This is a genomic window from Pseudomonas phenolilytica, assembly GCF_021432765.1.
GTDB classification, from domain to species: Bacteria; Pseudomonadota; Gammaproteobacteria; order Pseudomonadales; family Pseudomonadaceae; genus Stutzerimonas; species Stutzerimonas phenolilytica.
Window position 1 is genome coordinate 2,562,116 of record NZ_CP058908.1, and the last position, 19,144, is coordinate 2,581,259.

Genomic DNA, 19,144 nt, shown 5'->3' on the forward strand with positions numbered 1-19,144 from the left:
TTCAGCGTGCGCAATCGGTGGCGCGATAGCGCTCGGTCGCGATTGGCCGGTTGCTCTTGTACTCGCTGAATTCGTAGCGCAGTACCGCGCCCTTGCTCAGCAGCGTACGCAGGCCTTGGTTGCCGCAGACGCTGACCGCCAGCTGGCTGCGCACTTGCTCGGGGTTGTCGCGCATCTGCGCGGCATGACGCGGTTGGACGCTGAGGTGATTGACCAGCTCGTTGCCATCGACCGTGTAGCCCTGGTCGAGGATGTCCTCATTGATGGCGCGCGGCGTGCCGACACTGCTCTGCTGCGCGACCTGCTCGAGCAGTTGGCCCAGCTGCTGCTCCTGCAGCGATGCGGCGTGAGCATAAGGCAGCGCGAGGCTGAGAAGCAGCAGGGGGGTAAGACGGTACATGGCGATCTCCTTTTGACTGCGCTCGTTCGACCGGTAGCGGGCGACGCGGTTCATTGCCATTTTTTCTGAGGGCCGGTAGGTTGCGCCGGCTTCGCGACGATCGCAAACGGTACATCGAAACGGAATCGAAGTGCTGAACCGCGGCGTCTGCCTTCAACTCTCTGCGAGCCGACCATGCCTCATGCCGTATCCCGCCTGCGCGACGAGCGCCTCGCGCGCAGCCTCAAGCCGTTCGTTGCGCGAGGTTCGCGCACGCAGCGCTGCCCACGCTGCCGGGTTGCCGTCAGCCACTGCCTGTGCCGCTGGCTGCCGCAGGTGCCGTCGCATTGCGGGGTGTGCCTGCTGATGCACGATATCGAACCCCTGAAACCCAGCAATACCGGCTGGTTGATCGCCGACGTAGTGGCAGACTGCTACGCGTTCACCTGGCAGCGCACCGACGTCGATCCGCGCCTGCTGGAACTGCTGGCTGATCCGCAGTGGCAGCCGTGGGTGATCTTTCCAGGGGAATACGCCGAGCCGTCGCGGGTGGTCGAGCGGGTCACGCTGCCGCCGGGCAAGCGACCGCTGTTCATCCTGCTCGACGCGACGTGGACCGAGGCGCGCAAGATGTTTCGCAAGAGCCCGTATCTCGATGCGCTGCCCGTACTGAGCCTGCAGCCGGAAGCGTTGTCGCGCTATGCGTTGCGACGCTCGACCCGAGGCGAACACCTGTGTACCGCCGAGGTTGCCGCCCTGTGCCTCGAGCTCGCGGGTGACCTGCAGGCGGCGCGGGCGCTCGATGCCTGGCTCGACGTCTTCACCGAGCATTATCTGGATGCCAAGCACCACCGTGTGACCGACCTGCAAAGCGCGGCACATCATGCGCTCGCCGCCAGCGCCCGAACCTGAGCGCTCCGCTCAGGCGTTCGCCGGCTGCTCCGCGCGCGGCCACAGCTGCGCGGTGAGCATGCCGATGAACATCAGCGCACAACCGAAATAACCGCGTGGGCTAAGACTCTCGTCGAGAAACAGCGCGCCAGCGATCGCGGCGAATACCGCTTCGAGCGACAGGATGATTGCAGCGTGTGAGGCGATCGCATGCTTCTGCGCGACGACCTGCAAGGTATAGCCGACTGCCACGGCGAACAGACCGCCGTACAGCAGCGCCGGGGCGGCCAGCCAGACAGCCTCGAGACTCGCGTCCTCGAATAGCGCGGCGAGCATCAGGCTGACCACCGCGCAGGTTGCGAATTGCAGGAATGCCAGGCGGATGGCGTCGTGGCGGCTGACGAAGAAGCTCACCAGCAACACGTGCAATCCCCATACGAACGCGCCGGCCAGCTGGATCCAGTCACCGGAAGCGACCTGAAAGTTCTCGCCGATGCTCAGCAGCGCCATACCGCCTACTGCCAGTACGGCGCCGAGCCAGGTACCAAGTCCGGTACGGTTGCCGATGATCAGGCCGAGCAGCGGCACGACGATGACGTAAAGGCCGGTGATGAACCCGGAGTTGGTCACGCTGGTGAACAGCAGGCCGACCTGCTGCAGATTGATGCCGAGCGTCAGTGCCAGCCCCATCGCCAGCCCGCCGAGCAGCAGCCCGCGTTGCATGAACGGCTCATGGCGAGCAGCATGGCGCCCCTGATACAACAGCAGCGGCAGCAATGCGAGCGCGCCGAGCGCGAAGCGCAGCCCGGTAAAAAGGAAGGGGCCTATATTGTCCATGCCTACGCGCTGGGCTACGAATGCCGTGCCCCAGATCATGGCGGTAATCAGCATCAGGAAATCGGCACGGAGGGCTTGGCTACGCATGTTTGAGCTCTATGCAAAGGAGCCGCAAACTTTGCAGCAAAGCATCGCGCTTGACCACTTATTCTGCGGTCGGCATGCTTGCGCCGCTTGAGGTTTTCCGGCAACTCCCGGGATCGACTGACACAGTTGGTCAAAGCGCCAATAAAAAATACAGGTCTGCCCAATGGCTGCTTACGAAATAATCATTGCCGATGATCACCCGTTGTTTCGTAGCGCCTTGCAACAGGCGCTGACCATGGGGCTGGGCGACAACGTTCGTCTGGTCGAGGCGGCGAGCATCGCCGAACTCGAAGCCCTGCTTGACCAAGGCGCCAACTGGGATCTGGTTCTGCTCGACCTGAACATGCCCGGCGCCTACGGCTTTTCCGGTCTGGTGTTGTTGCGCGGACAGTATCCGCACCTACCCGTGGTCATGATCTCGGCGCAGGAAGATGCCGCAGTGGTCTCGCGCTCCCGCGAGTTCGGTGCCAGCGGTTTCATTCCGAAATCCAGTTCGCTGGAAACCATCCAGGAGGCGGTTAGGACCGTGCTCGACGGGGACGTGTGGTGGCCGAGCAACATCCAGGACGTCGGTCATGTCAGCGACGAGGCGAAAGCCGCGAGCGCCGGACTTGCCAGCCTGACACCGCAACAGTTCCGTGTGCTGACCATGGTGTGTGACGGTTTGCTGAACAAGCAGATCGCCTACGAACTCAACGTGTCGGAAGCCACCATCAAGGCGCATGTGACCGCGATCTTCCGCAAGCTAGGTGTGCGCACGCGCACCCAGGCCGCACTGCTGCTGCAGCAGATGGGCTCTATTCCCACCGCCTGACGGCTCATCTTGCCACCGACGCAGTCAGGCGATCGGTGGCAGGATGATTTCATCGCTGCGACGCACTCCGTAAGTCAGCGCCCGACACTGCTCGAGAAACTCGCGCATTGCTGCAGTCTGGTACTTGTGCGAGTGCCAGATGAACGAGAACTGCCGGCTCAGATCCAGTTGCGGCGTGTCCACCGGCACCAGGCTGCCGCGCCGGAATGCATCCCGTAGCGCCAAGCGAGAGATGCAGCTGATCCCCAATCCCGACTCGACTGCGCGCTTGATCGCCTCGGTATGCTCCAGCTCCAGGCGGACGTTGAGGCGGCCCGGTCGGTGGCGCATGGCCTGGTCGAAAGCCAGGCGAGTTCCCGACCCCTGTTCGCGAAGAATCCAGGCCTCACGCGCCAGTTCGTCCAGATCGACGATACCGCGGCTGGCCAACGGATGCTGCGGAGCGCAGAACACTACCAGTTCGTCTTCGACCCAGGGTTCGACGATCAAGTCAGGGTGCTGACAGTCGCCTTCGATCAGACCCAGATCAAGGTCATGCTGCGCGATCTGCTGCACAATATGCGCCGTGTTGTGGACATGCAGTTTTACTCTGCAGTCGGGATGGCGCTGCATGAAGCCGCCAATCAACAAGGTGGCGAGATAATTGCCGATGGTCAGTGTCGCGCCCACGGCCAGCGAGCCGAAGCCGCTTTTGCCGTTGAGCAGATCCTCGATGGCGCGCGCCTGGTCAAGCAGGGCCACGGCCTGCGGTAGCAGTTGCTGGCCCAGCGCATTAAGCGCCAGTCGCTTGCCGGCGCGATCGAACAGCAGGCAACCCGACTGCCGCTCCAGCTCCGCCAGCGAAGTACTGGTCGCCGACTGTGACAGCGATAGGCTCTCGGCGGCGCGAGAGACGCTTTCCAGGCGGGCGATGGCAGAGAAAACCTGCATTTGTCTCAAGGTAAAATGCATATCGATATAACCGATAACCCATATCTTAATTATTTAATTAACGGATAAGCGATCTGTATATAAACTGGCGCTCATCCGCGCAAGACGCACTATCCGTTGTAAACGAGGAACTCGCAGCATGAGCAACCTGAACGTGGAACGTGTCCTCAGTGTGCACCACTGGAACGATACGTTGTTCAGCTTCAAAACTACCCGCAATCCCGGCCTGCGGTTCGAAAACGGGCAGTTCGTCATGATCGGTCTGGAAGTGGGTGGGCGTCCGCTAATGCGCGCCTACAGCATCGCCAGTCCGAACTATGAGGAGCATCTGGAGTTCTTCAGCATCAAGGTGCAGGACGGTCCGCTGACCTCGCGCCTGCAGCACCTGCAGGAAGGCGATCAGCTGATGGTCAGCCGCAAGCCGACCGGGACGCTGGTGCTTGACGACCTGCTGCCGGGCAAGCATCTCTACCTCCTCAGCACCGGCACCGGGTTGGCGCCGTTCATGAGCGTCATCCAGGACCCCGAAACCTACGAGCGTTTCGAGAAGGTCATCCTGGTGCATGGTGTGCGCTACGTGAATGAAGTGGCGTACCGCGAGTTCATCACCGAGCACCTGCCGCAGAACGAGTTTTTCGGCGAGGCGGTCAAGGAGAAGCTGATTTACTACCCGACGGTGACGCGCGAACCTTTCGAGAATCAGGGACGACTCACCGATCTGATGCGCAGCGGCAAGTTGTTCAGTGATATTGGTCTGCCACCGATCAACCCTCAGGACGATCGCGCAATGATCTGTGGCAGCCCGAGCATGCTCGAAGAGACCAGCCAGGTGCTGGATAGCTTCGGCCTGAAAGTTTCGCCGCGCATGGGCGATCCGGGCGACTACCTGATTGAACGCGCATTCGTCGAGAAGTAAACGCCGAGGTTGCGTCAGGCCAGCGCACACGACGGTGCGCTGGCCTGATGATGAAGCAGGCCGCGGCTAGCGATTCGACTCGCTACAGATAGGCCGCACAGCATTTCTTGAATTTCAGTCCGCTGCCGCAAGGGCAGTTGTCGTTGCGTCCGACCTTGAGCGGTACCGTCGGATCGATGAAATACCAGCGGCCCTCCCGCTGGACGAATGCCGAACGTTCCTGATGACTATGTTCGCCGCTCTGGTCGTGCCAGCGCGCGGTGAAGGTCACCAGCGCATGCTCCGGCTGACCACCCAGCACAGTGCTCTGCTCGATCTCCAGCCCCAGCCAGGTGCTTTCCAGGCTCCACTGGCGGATCGACTGCAGGTTCAGGAGTGGCTGTTGCACCGGCAGCGTGGTGGCTTGCAGGTAATCGATCAGGCCGAGCACATAGGCGCTGTAGCGCGAGCGCATCAGCAACTCGGCGCTGGGCGCAGGCGTACCGGCGTGATAGCGGCCACAGCATTGGGCCAGGGTGTTTGCGCTGCCGCAGGGGCATTGTTCGGTTTGCGCTGCCAGTATGTTCATCATTACCACCAGTATTTGCCGAACATTTGCGGATTGGCCCAGAACTTGGCGTTCAGCCAGTCGGGAATCTGCTTGTAATCCAGCAGGTCATAGGTGAATAGCGTGAGGGTCTGCGCGTCTCGTTGGAAGCGATCGGCTATCTGCAGGCCGAGCGAAAAGAAATCGGTGGATTGCCAGTCGCTTGCCTCCAAATCGATTAAAACCGCCAGGCGGCTCGCATGGAGATTGCGAATACCGCCCAGCAGCTCACGGCCGTGACGTTTCGGTAGGTGTTCCAGGCAATCCACGATCAGCGCGAGATCGTAGCGCTGCTGCACGACATTCGGGGCCGGCGAGGCGCCGTCGATGTGGTCCGCCCGGCTGTGCGGATGGCCCGCCAGATAAGCGTCGAGCGCCGGCGGACGGCTTTGACCGACCTGAAGGACATGTTCTGGCTGGTACTGCTCGAGCAATGCGGCGAGCGCTTGCTGCGGCGTGCGGGCGTTGGCAATCACGCGAAAAATCCTCGACAAGAGGCGCAAGACTAGCGTGGTCACCGATCGCGGCCTAGTCTCAAAGCAACCGGAGCCGCCTGAGGTCGAGCAGGTGGTGGTTCTGGACGAACCCACAGCGGAGGTTTTATCGATGAGTACCCTACGGACAGCAGTACCCGTGATTGTAATGACCACGTTCCTGGCCGGTTGCGCGGGCGTGCAGAAGCAGGACTGGCCTACCTGTGCCGCAGTTGGTGGCGTCACGGGTGCCGCGCTTGGTGCGATCGAGAGTTCCACCTATGCCGGTTGGGGCGCCGTGATCGGCGGTGGTGTCGCGGCGGCCTATTGCTGGGCGAACGGCACCGAGGAGCAGACGGTCGCGGTGGTCGAAACCGTCGAGCCGATGCCGGCCGAGGAACCGGAGCCCGCAGCCGAGCCAGTGCGCGTCGAGCTTGACGTGAAGTTCGACTTCGACCGTGCGGTCGTCAAACCTGACAGCTACGGAGATATCCAGAATCTCGCGGACTTCATGAAGGAGTACGGGCAGACCACCACGGTGCTGGAAGGCCATACCGACTCGGTCGGCACCGATGCCTACAACCAGCGGCTTTCCGAGCGTCGCGCCAATGCTGTGCGCGAAGTGCTGGTCAACCAGTACGGCGTGGAGGCTGGTCGGGTGGATGCGGTCGGTTACGGTGAGTCGCGCCCGGTAGCGGATAATGCGACCGATGCCGGACGGGCAATCAACCGTCGAGTGGAAGCGGAAGTCGAAGCGCGACCCTGATCCCAGATGTACAACCGAGCCGGGCACTGCCCGGCTTTTCTTTGCGCACCGTGGTGTGCCGGAAGACACGGCACTTTTGTGCTCAGAACACCGGGCGCGCGCTGGCTATCGCGATGAGTGCAAGGCCGAGCAGCAGGTTCAGCCCCACCAATGCTCGAATCTTCCCCAGGACCGCACCGCCTGCCGGCCAATCCTGGCCGTCCACAGCGCGTCGGAGCGCCGGTAGCTGCAGCAGTACTAGCCGCAGAAACAGCGCCAGCATGACCAGATACAAGCCGGTCATCACATGTACGTAGCGAGGGGCGCTGGCCATCGCACCGAAGCGCAGATGCCACATACCGATGCCGCTGATTGGCAGCACTGCCACCGCGATCCAGACCCATTGGACGAACCGGCGGAACACCTCGGCCCACAGCCGCAGGCGTTCGGGCGCCTGCAATACGGCAACGGCCGCCGGGCGCAGAACCATCCAGGCGAAGAACATACCGCCCACCCACAACACGGCGGCCAATACGTGCAAGGCATAGAGCGAGGCAAATGGGGTCATGGCAAATCTCCGCTGGCGATCGGGGCGACGCGCGTTATCATAGCCGCCCATTTGAAGTACTGAAAATATATACAGCATCAGCGCCCATGCTCAGCACCGAACTCAAGTCCCAGATCCAGGGCGCCTATTCCCGTTTTCTCGAGGCCAAGGGCCTCAAGCCGCGTTACGGTCAGCGGTTGATGATCGCCGAGGTAACCAAGGTGCTGGGCGCCATCAAGGCCGATGACGAGGGCCGTCGTGAAGGCGAGCCGGCGGTGGTGGCGGTGGAAGCCGGCACGGGCACTGGCAAGACCGTGGCCTACAGCATTGCGGCGATTCCAACGGCGAAGGCTGCCGGCAAGCGCCTAGTTATTGCTACCGCGACCGTTGCGCTGCAGGAGCAGATCGTCAACAAGGATCTCCCTGACCTGATGCGCAACAGCGGGCTGAATTTCAGCTTCGCCTTGGCCAAGGGGCGCGGGCGCTACCTGTGCCTGTCGAAGCTGGATCTACTGCTGCAGGAAGGGCACGCGCAGACGGCCACCGCTCAGCTGTTCGAGGAGGAGGGCTTTCGCATCGACGTCGACGAGCGCAGCCAGAAGCTGTTCACCGGCATGATTGAAAAGCTCGCCGGCAACCGCTGGGATGGCGATCGCGACAGCTGGCCCGAAGAACTGGACGATGCCGACTGGTCGCGTCTGACCACCGATCACAGCCAGTGCACCGGCCGACATTGCCCCAACTTCCAGCAATGCGCGTTCTACAAGGCCCGCGAGGGCATGACCAAGGTCGATGTCATCGTCACCAACCACGACATGGTGCTAGCCGACCTGGCGCTCGGCGGCGGTGCGGTGCTGCCCGATCCGCGTGACACGCTATACGTATTCGACGAAGGCCATCACCTGCCGGACAAGGCGATCGGCCATTTTGCGCATTTCACCCGTCTGCGTTCGACCGGTGAGTGGCTGGGGCAGGTGGAGAAGAATCTGACCAAGCTGCTCGCCCAGCATCCGTTGCCCGGTGAGCTCGGCAGGCTGATCGAAGGCGTGCCGGAGCTGGCGCGCGAGCTGCGCAGCCAGCAACAGTTCATGTTCAGCGCCTGCGAGCAACTGGCTGATTTCCGCGCCGGCGAGGATATGGAAGGGCGCGAGCGGCCGCGCCATCGCTTTGTCGGTGGTGTGGTGCCGGAACACCTGATCGAGCTGGGCGTAGAGTTGAAGAAGGGCTTCGCGCGCCTGACCGACCTGTTCACGCGCATCGCCGAGCTGCTCAAAGAGGCGATGGATGGCGAGGCGGGCGGCGGCATCGCCAGTCACCAGGCGGAAGAGTGGTATCCACTGTTTGGCAGTCTGCTGACCCGCGCCCAGGGAAACTGGGAGTTGTGGACGGCGTTTACCGTCGAAGACCCGCAGGACAGTCCCCCAATGGCGCGCTGGCTGACGCTTGCCGATGGCGGTGCGTTGTTCGATATCGAGGTCAATGCCAGCCCGATCCTGGCGGCCGAGACGTTGCGGCGCAATCTCTGGAATGTCGCTTACGGTGCACTGGTAACCTCTGCCACGCTGACGGCGCTCAACAGCTTCGACCGCTACCGCATGCGCGCAGGCCTGCCGCGGTCTGCCGTTACTGCCGTGGTGCCGAGTCCGTTTCATCATGCGGACGCCGGGGTCCTGCGGGTGCCAAACCTGCAAGCTGATCCGCGTGACGCGGCTGCGCACACCGCGGCGATCGTCCGCGAACTGCCGGGTCTGGTGGAGCATTCACGCGGTACGCTGGTGCTGTTCTCCTCGCGCCGGCAGATGCAGGACGTATTCGATGGCCTCGAGCGTGACTGGCGTCGCAGGGTGCTGATTCAAGGCAACCTGTCCAAACAGGAAACTCTGAACAAGCACCGCAAGCGGGTTGATGACGGAGAGTCCAGTGTGCTGTTCGGCCTGGCGAGTTTCGCCGAAGGGGTCGATCTGCCCGGTGCCTATTGCGAGCATGTGGTGATCGCCAAGATTCCCTTCGCAGTGCCGGACGATCCGGTGGAAGCGGCGCTGGCCGAGTGGATCGAAGCGCGGGGCGGCAATCCGTTCATGGAAATTGCTGTGCCGGATGCTTCGCTGCGACTGGTGCAGGCCTGCGGTCGCCTGCTGCGCACCGAGGCCGACCGCGGCACCATCACCTTGCTCGACCGACGAGTGGTGACACAGCGCTATGGCAAGGCGATTCTCAATGCGTTGCCGCCGTTTCGTCGTGAGATCGACTGATTCCTTCCGACACATTCGTGCGGTTTTCTTCCGGTGAGGCTGCTGGAACAATGCGCCGATAACATCCGATCACAGGTGGCAGCGTGCAGATACAAGGTTATTTCGATCTTCGTTTCGAGGCGGTGCGAGATGCATTCGCCGCGCTTTTCGAGCACACCCAGACCCGCGGTGCGGCTGTCTGCGTGCAGATCGCCGGCGAGACGGTCGTCGATCTGTGGGCTGGCGTGGCTGACAATGCCGGTGAGCTGCCATGGCACGGCGATACGCTGGTCAACCTGTTCTCTTGTACCAAGACCTTCACCGCCGTCGCGGCGCTGCAATTGGTCGCCGAGGGCAAACTGCAGCTCGATGCGCCGGTTGCCGACGTCTGGCCGGAGTTCGCCGCCAACGGCAAGGCGCGCATCACGCTGCGCCAGCTGCTCTGCCATCGCGCGGGTCTGCCTGCCCTGCGCCAGCCATTGCCGCCCGAGGCCCTGTACGACTGGAATGCCATGATCGCCGCAATAGCCGCGGAGCAGCCCTGGTGGACGCCCGGCGAGGCCCAGGGCTACGCCGCGATGACCTACGGCTGGCTGGTGGGAGAGGTGATCCGACGAGCCGACGGATCGGAGCCGGGAGCTGCCATCGTGGCCAGAACGGCCACCCCGTTGGGGCTGGATTTCCATATCGGCCTCGATGACGAAGAGTTTCACCGCGTCGCTTACCTGACCCGCGCCAAAAACGAGTTCGGCGATGCGGCGGCGCAGCGGCTGTTCAAGGTCTTGATGAGTGATCCGGCATCGTTGAGCGCGCGTGCCTTCAACAATCCACCATCGATCATGAACAGCGGTAACAAGCCCGAGTGGCGGCGCATGGCGCAGCCCGCGGCGAACGGACATGGCAACGCGCGTTCTTTGGCAGGCTTCTATTCCGGTCTGCTGCTGGGGCGTTTGCTGGACACGGCCGTGCTCGATGAAATGCGTCGTGAGCACAGCGCTGGCGAAGACCTTACGCTGTTATCCCAGACCCGCTTCGGGCTTGGCTGTTGGCTCGATCAGCCAGAGGTCGCCAACGCGACTTTCGCGATGGGCCCGAGGGCTTTCGGCCATCCGGGAGCCGGCGGTAGTATCGGCTTCGCCGACCCCGACAGGGACCTGGCGTTCGGTTTCGCCACCAATACGCTCGGCCCTTATGTGCTGATGGACCCCCGTGCGCAGGCCCTGGCGCGAAGTGTGGCGCAATGCATCGGTTAACCGCTCGTCAGTTCTGCATGGCAAGGCTTTGCAGGGCAGGGACTTGCGGCCACAATTTGATCAATCTCTTCAATTATTGCCGGCTGGGCTGCCTGGCGAGAATCTGAACTCAAACGTCTGACGGAATCCGCACATGAACATGCTGAAAAGCGCTTCTCTGATTGTCTGCCTGATGGTGGTCGGCTGCAGCTCCAAGGATGAGAAGCCCACCGAGGCCGCGGCTGCGGCGCCTGCCGTGGCGAAGGTCGATACGGCCTGGATGGACGATTACGAGCCGCGTTTGCGCGAGGCGATCAAGGATAGCCGCTTCGAGCTGGAGCGCCGCGACAACCTCTTGGTGATCACTGCTCCGGTGGATTCCTCATTCAATCCTGATCGTCCCGGCATGCTGTTGCCGGTCACGCTGGGTCCCATCACGCGGGTAGCCAAACTGGTGGAAAAGGACAGTAAGGCCGCCGTGGTTATTCTCGGCCACGCCGATAGCACCGGTTCCGACGAGATCAATCGCACCATCAGTCGCGAGCGGGCCGGCGCAGTGGCCGCCATATTCCGCCTCAGCGGTTTGAAGCACGATCGCCTGCGCATCCGCGGCATGGGGTCGGACAAGCCGCGGGCTGCCAATGACAGCAAGGACGGGCGCGCGCTGAACCGTCGTGTCGAGATGCTGTTGACTCAGCAGGTCAGCTTGCTGGCGACGGTAGCCGAATATAACGATCCGACTGCGACTGCGACTGCGACTGCGACTGCGACTGCCGCTGTAGCAGCACCGGCCGCGGCTACGCAGGTTGCGGTTGCCAAAACCGCCAAGGGCGAGAAGTAGCAGCACGGTAGTCGCATCATCGACGGGCCTTTTCAGGCCCGTTTGCTTTTGCGTTGAATCAAGCGCGCGGCCTGGTTGCAGGGATAAGCTAGGCTCCGGGCGGCTGCGCGATGGCCGCCACCCGTGAGGCGAGTGCGCCGTGCGCTGCCTTCGATCCGGCCCGTTTGACGAAGAAGGAACCCGCGAATGATCCAGTCCCTGGCCGATATGCGCCGCGACTACACCCGTGAAGGACTCAGCGAAGCGAACGCTCCTGACGAACCGTTCAGCCTGTTTCGCCAGTGGTTCGGTGAGGCGATGAAGACCGAGCAGGCGCCGGTCGAGCCCAATGCCATGTCGCTGGCGACCGTGGATGAGGCGGGCCGGCCGCACTGCCGGATTCTGCTGCTCAAGGCGCTGGATGAACGTGGTTTCACGTTCTTCACTAACTACGACAGCGACAAGGGGCAGCAGATGAGTCGGCAGCCTTTTGCCGCGATGACGTTTTTCTGGCCGACGCTGGAGCGCCAGGTGCGTATCGAGGGGCGGGTAGAGAAGGTCAGCGTCGAAGAGTCGGACGCCTACTACCATGTGCGGCCACTGGGTAGCCGCCTGGGCGCCTGGGCGTCGCCGCAGAGCCGGGTGATTGCCGATCGCGCAGAGCTGGAACGCCTGCTCGCCGCAACCGAACAACGCTTCCTCGATCAGGCACCGCACTGTCCGCCGCACTGGGGCGGCTACCGGTTGATACCGGAGCGTATCGAGTTCTGGCAGGGCCGTCCGAGCCGCCTGCATGACCGGCTCGATTACCGCTGCGTGGCCGGTGGCTGGGAGCGTCGGCGACTGGCACCCTGAAGCGTTCTTGAGTGAGCCGTCGACCGGGCTGCGAGCGGCGGTCGACTGGGCTTATTGCTGAGTGCGATGGGTTGGATAGTGCTGGATTTCACGCTCCAGCCACGCCTGCAGATCCCGCCGCTTGATCTTCTGCGCTTTGGCTTCGCCCAGTCGGCTCAGCAGCCACGCTCGCTTATCGGGATCGCTGCCGGCGATCGAATAGGCGAGGTCGCGTTCGATCCAGCGGCGAAAGCGGATGAACAGCCAGGCGTGGAAAGCCAGGCCGGCGAAGGTGGTGACGGCTATGATGAAATAATCCACGGACATTCTCGTTCGGTTGAATACGATCTGACGGCTCATGCATGCCGCCAAGCAGCGAGAATGCTGCGGCAGGGCCGGTTGGTTGCCAAGCGATTCGTTCGTTTTTCAGGAGAGAACTCATGCGCAAGTCAATTTATATCGCTTCACTCACTGCCGTAGCGCTCGCGGTCGGCGGCTGCGCGTCCAGCCTGACGGGCGACACCTATTCGCGTGACGAAGCGCGCGCCGTCCAGACTGTTCGCTATGGAACCATCGAGTCGCTGCGACCGGTCAAGATCGAAGGAACCAAGACGCCGATCGGCACCGGTGCTGGCGCCATTGTGGGCGGAGTGGCCGGCAGCGGTGTGGGCGGCGGGCGCGGCAGTGCTGTTGCGGCGGTCATCGGTGCGGTAGCGGGCGGTATGCTCGGCGCGGCGGCGGAGGAGGGTTTCACCCGCACGCAGGGCGTCGAGATCACCGTGCGTGAGGACGACGGCAATATCCGCGCTTATGTGCAGGAGGTTGAGCCGAACCAGGTGTTCAGGGTCGGCCAGCGGGTACGCATCCTGAGCGTAAGCGGAACCAGTCGCGTCACACCCTGACGGCGGGACCCTACAAAAGGCGCGGCTTCGCTTTGCGGCGGGGCGGCGCCTTTTTGTTTTTCGTAATACATGGACCCATGACGTTCACTGCGGTGATATGGATAATCGAGCGCATCTATGTGTGCGCGCGAGCTGATAGTCAGTTCGCTTAGAAGAAGAAATGCCGTCGAGCCGGACGGCCCAGAGAGAACCCCATGACGCTTGCGTTGATCATCGCTTTGCCTTTCTTGGGCATTTGTCTGCCGTTGCTGCTGGAGCGCGCCGGCCGCTCGGCGTGCGCCTTCGGAGCCGGCATCGGGCCGTTGGCCGCGCTGGTGTTGCTGCTCTCCGAGCGCTCCGCAGTGTTCGCCGGGAAGGTACAGATCGTGCAGGTGCCCTGGTTGCCGGAGTTGGGGCTGAATCTGAGTCTGCGTCTCGATGGTCTGGGCTTTCTATTTGCGCTACTGATTCTCGGCATTGGCCTGCTGGTCATTCTGTATGCGCGCTACTACCTGGCCAAGCGCGACCCAATGGGACGCTTCTTCGGCTTCTTCCTGCTATTCATGGGCTCGATGCTGGGCATCGTGCTGTCGGAAAACCTGCTGCTGATGCTGATGTTCTGGGAGCTGACGAGTCTGTCGTCGTTTCTGTTGATCGGCTACTGGAACCACCGCGCCGATGCCCGCCAGGGGGCCCGCATGGCACTGGCGGTCACGGGTGGCGGCGGTCTGGCGCTGCTCGCCGGGGTGCTGCTGATCGGTCAGGTGGTCGGCAGCTTCGAACTCAGCAGCGTGCTCGACGCAGGCGAGGCGATTCGCAACAGTGCGCTCTATCCGGTGATCCTGGTGCTGGTGCTTTTGGGCGTTTTCACCAAATCGGCACAATTTCCGTTTCACTTCTGGTTACCACAGGCGATGGCGGCGCCGACACCAGTCTCGGCTTTCCTGCACTCGGCGACGATGGTGAAGGCCGGGGTGTTCCTGCTTGCGCGCCTGTATCCGGCGTTAGCGTACTCGGATTTGTGGTTCTATCTGGTGAGCATGACCGGCCTGGCGACCCTGCTGGTAGGTGCGGTGATGGCACTTTTCCAGCATGACCTCAAGGGGCTGCTGGCCTATTCCACTATCAGTCACCTGGGCCTGATCACGCTGTTGTTCGGGCTGGATTCGCGGTTGGCAGCGGTGGCGGCGATCTTCCATATAATCAACCACGCGACCTTCAAGGCCTCGCTGTTCATGGCCGCGGGCATCATCGACCATGAAACCGGTACGCGGGACATGCGGCGCATCAACGGTATGTGGAAGTACATGCCGCACACCGCGATGCTGGCAATGGTGGCGTCGCTGGCGATGGCCGGTGTGCCATTGCTCAACGGCTTCCTCAGCAAGGAAATGTTCTTCGCCGAAACGCTGGATCAGCATCTGCTCGGCAGCTTCTACTGGATCATCCCGGCACTGGCGACGATTGCCAGCGCCTTTTCGGTGGCATATTCGCTGCGCTTCATCCATGACGTGTTTTTCAATGGCGAGCCGATCGACCTGCCGAAATACCCGCCGCATGAACCGGCGCGCTACATGAAGATTCCAGTGGAGGTGCTGGTGCTGCTCTGCCTGCTGGTGGGCATGTTGCCCGCCTATACGGTAGCGCCGCTGCTGGCATCGGCCGTAGCGGCAAGCCTGAACAGCGAAGCGCCGCAATACAGCCTGGCGATCTGGCACGGATTCAACCTGCCGCTGATCATGAGCTTTCTGGCGCTGACCGGTGGCGTGCTGATCTATTCGCTGCGTCGTTGGGTGTTCCGCTGGTACGAGGGGCTGCCGGTGGTCGATTCGCTGATGGTCTTCGAGCGCGCCATGGGTGCACTCACGGCAGCGGCACGCAAGCTCACCGATGGCCTGGATAACGGCTCGTTGCAGCGCTACCTCGCACTGATGTTGTCCAGTACGCTGGCGCTGGTGGTGTTCGCGCTGTCGACACTGGACTCCTTCCACGGCAGCGTCGCGATGACCCCGTACGATGGCGTGACAGTGCTGGGCATGGCGATCCTCGCGCTGGCCTCGCTGCTGACCGTGCTCTTTCACCGTCGCCGGCTGATTTCGCTGATGGTGCTCGGGGTGGTCGGGCTGATGGTGTCACTGGCATTCGCTCGCTATTCGGCGCCCGATCTGGCGCTGACCCAGCTGTCGGTCGAGGTGGTGTCGATCATCCTGTTGATTCTGGCGCTGTTCTTCATGCCTGACCGGACCCCGGCCGAATCCAGCAGTCTGCGTAGCTTGCGCGATCTGCTCCTCGCCGGTGGTTGCGGCACGATGGTCGCTTTGCTGGCCTACGCGGTTCTGACCCGTCCATACGAAAGCATCGCGGGGTTTTTCCTGGAGAACAGCGTGTCCGGGGGCGGCGGGGCCAACGTGGTCAACGTGATTCTGGTGGATTTCCGCGGCTTCGATACGCTCGGTGAGATCAGTGTGCTGGCAATCGCCGGCGTGGCCATCTACGGCCTGCTATATGGCCTGCATTTGCCGCATCCGTTGCGCGACTATGGCGGCAGGCCGTGGTCGCTGGACAGCCATCCGATGATTCTCGACGTGTTGGCGCGGGCTCTGCTGCCGCTGGCCATGCTGATTTCGGTGTTCATCTTCCTGCGCGGACACAATCTGCCAGGGGGGGGGTTCATCGCTGGATTGATCACCGCCGCAGCGCTGATCCTGCAATACATCTCACACGGGGTCGCCTGGGCGCAGGAGCGTCAGCCCGTGAGCTATCACGCGATCAGTGGCGCCGGGCTGCTGATCGCCGGGCTGACCGGGCTTGGCAGCTGGCTGTTCGGCTATCCGTTCCTGACCTCGACGTTCGGACATTTTCATCTGCCGCTGGTGGGCGAGTTTGAGCTGGCGACTGCGATGCTGTTCGATCTCGGGGTTTATCTGGTGGTCGTCGGCGCGACGCTGCTGATCCTCTCCAACATCGGCCATGTCGGTCAGGACGAAACGAGCAGGGAGGTGCTCTGATGGAAGCCTTGTTTGCCATCACTCTGGGGGTGATGACCGCCAGTGGCGTTTACCTGCTGTTGCGGGCGCGGATCTTTCCGGTGGTTGTGGGGCTGACGCTGATCTCTTATGCAGTCAACCTTTTCATTTTTTCGATGGGCCGTCTGGCGACCGGAGTGCCCGCAGTGATCGGACAGAGCGCCGAGTATGGCGACCCGTTGCCACAGGCGCTGGTGCTGACTGCGATCGTCATCGGTTTCGCCATGACTGCGTTCGTGGTGGTACTGGCTTTGCGTGGGCTCGGTGAGCTGCGCACGGATCATGTGGATGGTCAGGAGCCACGCGAATGAATCACGTGCTGATCATGCCCATTCTGCTGCCGCTGTTCATGGGTGCGGTGTTGCTGTTTGGCCATCGGCTGGGTAGCTCCAGCAAGCGTCTGCTATCGCTGCTGGCGACCTGGGCGCTGGTGCCGCTTGCGCTCTGGCTGCTGTTGCTTGCCGGTGACGATCAACTGCGCGTGTATGCGCTGGGTAACTGGCAGCCGCCGTTCGGTATTGTCCTGCTGCTGGATCGCCTGAGCGCGTTGATGCTGGTGGTGACGGCGCTGCTCGCCGGTTTCGCGCTGCTGTACGCCTGTCGTGGCGACGATGAGCGCGGACCGAATTTCCATGCGCTGTTCCAGTTCCAGCTGCTCGGCATCAACGGCGCCTTTCTCACGGGCGATCTGTTCAACCTGTTCGTGTTCTTCGAGATTCTGCTGATCTCGTCCTATGCGCTGCTGGTGCATGGCCATGGCCCGTCGCGCATTCGCTCGGGCATGCATTATGTGGTGTTGAATTTGCTGGGCTCGTCGTTCTTCCTGTTGGGCGTGAGCATGTTGTACGGCGTACTGGGTACGCTGAACATGGCGGATCTGGCCTGGCGCACCTCGCTGCTCGATCCGGCGCAGGCACCGCTGGTAGCCGCCGCCGGTTTCCTGTTGCTGGTGGTATTCGCCCTGAAGGCGGCGATCCTTCCGCTGTATTTCTGGTTGCCCCGTGCCTATGCGGCGGCGACGGCTCCGGTGGCGGCGCTCTTCGCAATCATGACGAAGGTCGGGCTGTACGCGATCCTGCGCGTATTCACGCTGATCTACGGCAGCGAGGCCGGCGAGCTGAGCAACTTGGTACAGGTCTGGCTCTGGCCGTTGTCGTTGCTCACGCTGGCGGCGGGCGTCATTGGTGCGCTGGCGGCGCGCAACCTGCAGGTCTTGCTGGCCTATCTGGTCGTGGCTTCGGTCGGCACCTTGCTGGCGGGCATTGCGCTGGGCAGCGCCAGTGGCATCGCAGCGGCGCTGTACTACCTGCTGCATAGCACGTTGATCGCCGGGGCACTGTTCCTGTTGGCCGATCTGATCGGCCAACAACGCGGTGCGATTGGCACGGATCTGATCTCCGCCGGGCCGCTGCGCCAGCCGCTGCTGCTGGGCATGCTGTTCTTTCTCGGGGCAATCTCAGTGGCGGGGCTGCCGCCTTTTTCCGGCTTCCTCGGCAAGCTCATGCTGATGCGGGCGGTGGAACTGAGTAGTCAGGCGGCCTGGCTGTGGTCGGTGCTGCTGGTTGGTGGGCTGGGCATGCTGATCGCCCTCAGTCGCGCCGGAAGTCTGGTGTTCTGGCGCACCAATGACGAGTGCCCGGCCATTGCCGGTGCGGGTGCCGATCCGATCAGGCTGCTGGCGACCCTGGGCTTGCTCTCCGCCAGCTTGCTGCTGGTAGTGCTCGCGCAGCCGGTGCAGGGCTATCTGCAGGCGACGGCGAGTCAGCTGCTGAATCTGCAGCCCTATCTGCAGACGATTACCGGAGGTGGCGCATGAAGAAGTCACGCTGGCTGCCTCATCCTGCCCTCAGCGTATTGCTCACGCTGCTGTGGCTGATGTTGAACAACACCTTGAGCGCCGGTCATGTGGTGCTCGGTGCTGTGCTCGGTTGGGGCCTGCCGCTGCTGCTGCGGCGTTTTCTCATCGAAGTTCCGACGGTACGCAAACCGTTGCTGCTGTGCCGCTTCATCGCCCTGGTGTTCTACGACATCGTGGTGGCGAATCTGCATGTCGCCAAACTGGTGCTCGGACCGAAGAGCCGGCTCGCCCCGGCGTTCGTCGAGGTGCCGATGGCGATCGAGGATGATTTCGTGCTCGCGGTACTGACCAGCATCATCTCGCTGACTCCGGGCACGGTATCGGCCGGTCTGAGTCCGGATCACAAGACCCTGCTGTTGCACGCCCTGGACGCGCCGGACGCCGAGGCGCTGGTGCACGAGGTGAAGTCGCGCTACGAGGCGCCGCTGCTGGAGATTTTCGAATGCTCACGTACGTGATACCCATCTGCCTGGCGATCATGTCGCTGGCGGCGGTACTTAACCTGGCACGTCTGATCATTGGCCCGGAGATGCCGGATCGGGTGCTGGCGCTGGATACGCTCTACATCAACGCGCTCGCGCTGATCGTGCTGTTCGGCATCTGGCTGGCGTCGGAGCTGTTCTTCGAGGCCGCTCTACTGATCGCGGTGATGGGGTTCATCAGTACGGTCGCAGTAGGCAAGCACCTGCTGCACGGCGACATCATTGACTGAGGATTGCGCATGCCTTTCTGGATCGAGTTGCTGGTAAGCATTTGCCTGATCGTCGGCAGTCTGTTCGCGTTGGTCGGTGCCATCGGCCTGTACCGCCTGCCGGATTTCTATACCCGTCTGCATGGCCCGACCAAGGCGACCACCCTGGGGGTTGGCGGGATCGTCATTGCATCGATGATCTTCTTTGGCAGCCGGACCGAGGGGCTGAGTCTGCACGAGTTGCTGATCACCCTGTTTCTCTTCCTCACCGCCCCGGTGAGTGCCCACATGCTGGCCAAGGCCGCGATGCAGCAGAAGCTGCCGTTCATCGAGCGCACGCGCGGCAAGCCCTGGCAGTAAAGCTGT

The 19,144-nt window shown here is 62.6% G+C and carries 21 protein-coding genes and 1 pseudogene; 15 read left to right on the top strand and 7 right to left on the bottom strand.

Features of this window, described 5'->3' with window-relative positions:
• Window position 1 precedes the first annotated feature (1 nt).
• Window positions 2-400 (bottom strand): PA3611 family quorum-sensing-regulated virulence factor, encoded by a 399-nt coding sequence (locus HU825_RS12345; protein WP_177325149.1) that lies wholly within the window; start codon window positions 398-400, stop codon window positions 2-4.
• A gap of 174 nt (window positions 401-574) precedes the next feature.
• Here HU825_RS12345 and HU825_RS12350 point away from each other — a divergent pair, with 174 nt between their 5' ends.
• On the top strand, window positions 575-1,291 hold the full coding sequence (locus tag HU825_RS12350) for a tRNA-uridine aminocarboxypropyltransferase (protein ID WP_043296573.1): 717 nt from the start codon (window positions 575-577) through the stop codon (window positions 1,289-1,291).
• 9 nt (window positions 1,292-1,300) lie between these two features.
• Here the strand turns inward: HU825_RS12350 and HU825_RS12355 are convergent, their stop codons facing one another.
• The gene (locus HU825_RS12355; RefSeq protein WP_043296571.1) at window positions 1,301-2,194 is read right to left on the bottom strand and encodes a DMT family transporter; all 894 of its coding nucleotides are present in this window, start codon (window positions 2,192-2,194) and stop codon (window positions 1,301-1,303) included.
• A 163-nt stretch (window positions 2,195-2,357) separates the two neighbouring features.
• On the opposite strand from HU825_RS12355, the gene erdR reads away from it, so the two are divergent.
• Window positions 2,358-3,008: a response regulator transcription factor ErdR gene (gene erdR / locus HU825_RS12360; RefSeq protein ID WP_043296569.1), complete on the top strand. Its 651-nt coding sequence runs from the start codon at window positions 2,358-2,360 to the stop codon at window positions 3,006-3,008.
• A gap of 24 nt (window positions 3,009-3,032) precedes the next feature.
• Here the strand turns inward: erdR and HU825_RS12365 are convergent, their stop codons facing one another.
• Window positions 3,033-3,959, bottom strand: coding sequence for a LysR family transcriptional regulator (locus HU825_RS12365; RefSeq protein WP_054095326.1), 927 nt, complete (start codon window positions 3,957-3,959; stop codon window positions 3,033-3,035).
• Window positions 3,960-4,077: 118 nt separating this feature from the next.
• Here HU825_RS12365 and fpr point away from each other — a divergent pair, with 118 nt between their 5' ends.
• Complete coding sequence (fpr, locus tag HU825_RS12370; RefSeq protein WP_008566852.1) at window positions 4,078-4,854, top strand: ferredoxin-NADP reductase; 777 nt, start codon at window positions 4,078-4,080, stop codon at window positions 4,852-4,854.
• A gap of 82 nt (window positions 4,855-4,936) precedes the next feature.
• On the opposite strand, the gene HU825_RS12375 is transcribed toward fpr, so the two are convergent.
• Both HU825_RS12375 and HU825_RS12380 read right to left on the bottom strand, forming a co-directional pair.
• Entirely contained in the window at window positions 4,937-5,422 is a 486-nt protein-coding gene (locus HU825_RS12375) for a YchJ family protein (RefSeq protein ID WP_043296566.1), read from the bottom strand.
• Window positions 5,423-5,424: 2 nt separating this feature from the next.
• Complete coding sequence (locus HU825_RS12380) at window positions 5,425-5,916, bottom strand: DUF6231 family protein (protein ID WP_043296564.1); 492 nt, start codon at window positions 5,914-5,916, stop codon at window positions 5,425-5,427.
• Between the two features lie 409 nt (window positions 5,917-6,325).
• On the opposite strand from HU825_RS12380, the pseudogene HU825_RS12385 reads away from it, so the two are divergent.
• Window positions 6,326-6,679, top strand: a pseudogene (locus tag HU825_RS12385) (OmpA family protein); the annotation flags it as partial.
• An 82-nt stretch (window positions 6,680-6,761) separates the two neighbouring features.
• On the opposite strand, the gene HU825_RS12390 reads toward HU825_RS12385, so the two are convergent.
• The gene (locus tag HU825_RS12390) at window positions 6,762-7,226 is read right to left on the bottom strand and encodes a CopD family protein (RefSeq protein WP_008566856.1); all 465 of its coding nucleotides are present in this window, start codon (window positions 7,224-7,226) and stop codon (window positions 6,762-6,764) included.
• Between the two features lie 86 nt (window positions 7,227-7,312).
• On the opposite strand from HU825_RS12390, the gene dinG reads away from it, so the two are divergent.
• The 4 genes from dinG to pdxH all read left to right on the top strand — a co-directional run bounded on the left by dinG (window position 7,313) and on the right by pdxH (window position 12,343).
• Window positions 7,313-9,457 carry an ATP-dependent DNA helicase DinG gene (gene dinG / locus HU825_RS12395; protein WP_008566857.1) on the top strand — a complete coding sequence of 715 codons (2,145 nt, stop codon included), beginning with the start codon at window positions 7,313-7,315 and terminating at the stop codon, window positions 9,455-9,457.
• 83 nt (window positions 9,458-9,540) lie between these two features.
• On the top strand, window positions 9,541-10,689 hold the full coding sequence (locus HU825_RS12400; protein WP_156716540.1) for a serine hydrolase domain-containing protein: 1,149 nt from the start codon (window positions 9,541-9,543) through the stop codon (window positions 10,687-10,689).
• Window positions 10,690-10,822: 133 nt separating this feature from the next.
• Complete coding sequence (locus HU825_RS12405) at window positions 10,823-11,509, top strand: OmpA family protein (protein ID WP_234302134.1); 687 nt, start codon at window positions 10,823-10,825, stop codon at window positions 11,507-11,509.
• A 186-nt stretch (window positions 11,510-11,695) separates the two neighbouring features.
• Window positions 11,696-12,343: a pyridoxamine 5'-phosphate oxidase gene (gene pdxH / locus HU825_RS12410; protein WP_234302135.1), complete on the top strand. Its 648-nt coding sequence runs from the start codon at window positions 11,696-11,698 to the stop codon at window positions 12,341-12,343.
• A 51-nt stretch (window positions 12,344-12,394) separates the two neighbouring features.
• Here pdxH and HU825_RS12415 read toward each other — a convergent pair whose 3' ends face one another.
• A complete protein-coding gene (locus HU825_RS12415; protein ID WP_234303404.1) occupies window positions 12,395-12,643 on the bottom strand; it encodes a hypothetical protein in 249 nt (82 codons plus the stop codon).
• A 119-nt stretch (window positions 12,644-12,762) separates the two neighbouring features.
• On the opposite strand from HU825_RS12415, the gene HU825_RS12420 reads away from it, so the two are divergent.
• The 7 genes from HU825_RS12420 to HU825_RS12450 all read left to right on the top strand — a co-directional run bounded on the left by HU825_RS12420 (window position 12,763) and on the right by HU825_RS12450 (window position 19,138).
• Window positions 12,763-13,224 (top strand): outer membrane lipoprotein, encoded by a 462-nt coding sequence (locus HU825_RS12420; protein WP_043296552.1) that lies wholly within the window; start codon window positions 12,763-12,765, stop codon window positions 13,222-13,224.
• A gap of 194 nt (window positions 13,225-13,418) precedes the next feature.
• Window positions 13,419-16,211, top strand: coding sequence for a monovalent cation/H+ antiporter subunit A (locus HU825_RS12425; protein ID WP_234302136.1), 2,793 nt, complete (start codon window positions 13,419-13,421; stop codon window positions 16,209-16,211).
• Window positions 16,211-16,540: a Na+/H+ antiporter subunit C gene (locus HU825_RS12430; protein ID WP_008566867.1), complete on the top strand. Its 330-nt coding sequence runs from the start codon at window positions 16,211-16,213 to the stop codon at window positions 16,538-16,540. The genes HU825_RS12425 and HU825_RS12430 overlap by 1 nt, the downstream gene beginning before the upstream one ends.
• A complete protein-coding gene (locus HU825_RS12435; RefSeq protein ID WP_234302137.1) occupies window positions 16,537-18,045 on the top strand; it encodes a monovalent cation/H+ antiporter subunit D in 1,509 nt (502 codons plus the stop codon). Before HU825_RS12430 ends, HU825_RS12435 begins: the two co-directional genes overlap by 4 nt.
• Window positions 18,042-18,545 (top strand): Na+/H+ antiporter subunit E, encoded by a 504-nt coding sequence (locus tag HU825_RS12440; protein ID WP_234302138.1) that lies wholly within the window; start codon window positions 18,042-18,044, stop codon window positions 18,543-18,545. The genes HU825_RS12435 and HU825_RS12440 overlap by 4 nt, the downstream gene beginning before the upstream one ends.
• On the top strand, window positions 18,530-18,799 hold the full coding sequence (locus HU825_RS12445; protein ID WP_054095318.1) for a K+/H+ antiporter subunit F: 270 nt from the start codon (window positions 18,530-18,532) through the stop codon (window positions 18,797-18,799). The genes HU825_RS12440 and HU825_RS12445 overlap by 16 nt, the downstream gene beginning before the upstream one ends.
• Window positions 18,800-18,808: 9 nt before the next feature.
• Window positions 18,809-19,138, top strand: a complete 330-nt coding sequence (locus HU825_RS12450) for a Na+/H+ antiporter subunit G (protein ID WP_043296540.1) — start codon at window positions 18,809-18,811, stop codon at window positions 19,136-19,138.
• Window positions 19,139-19,144 lie beyond the last annotated feature (6 nt).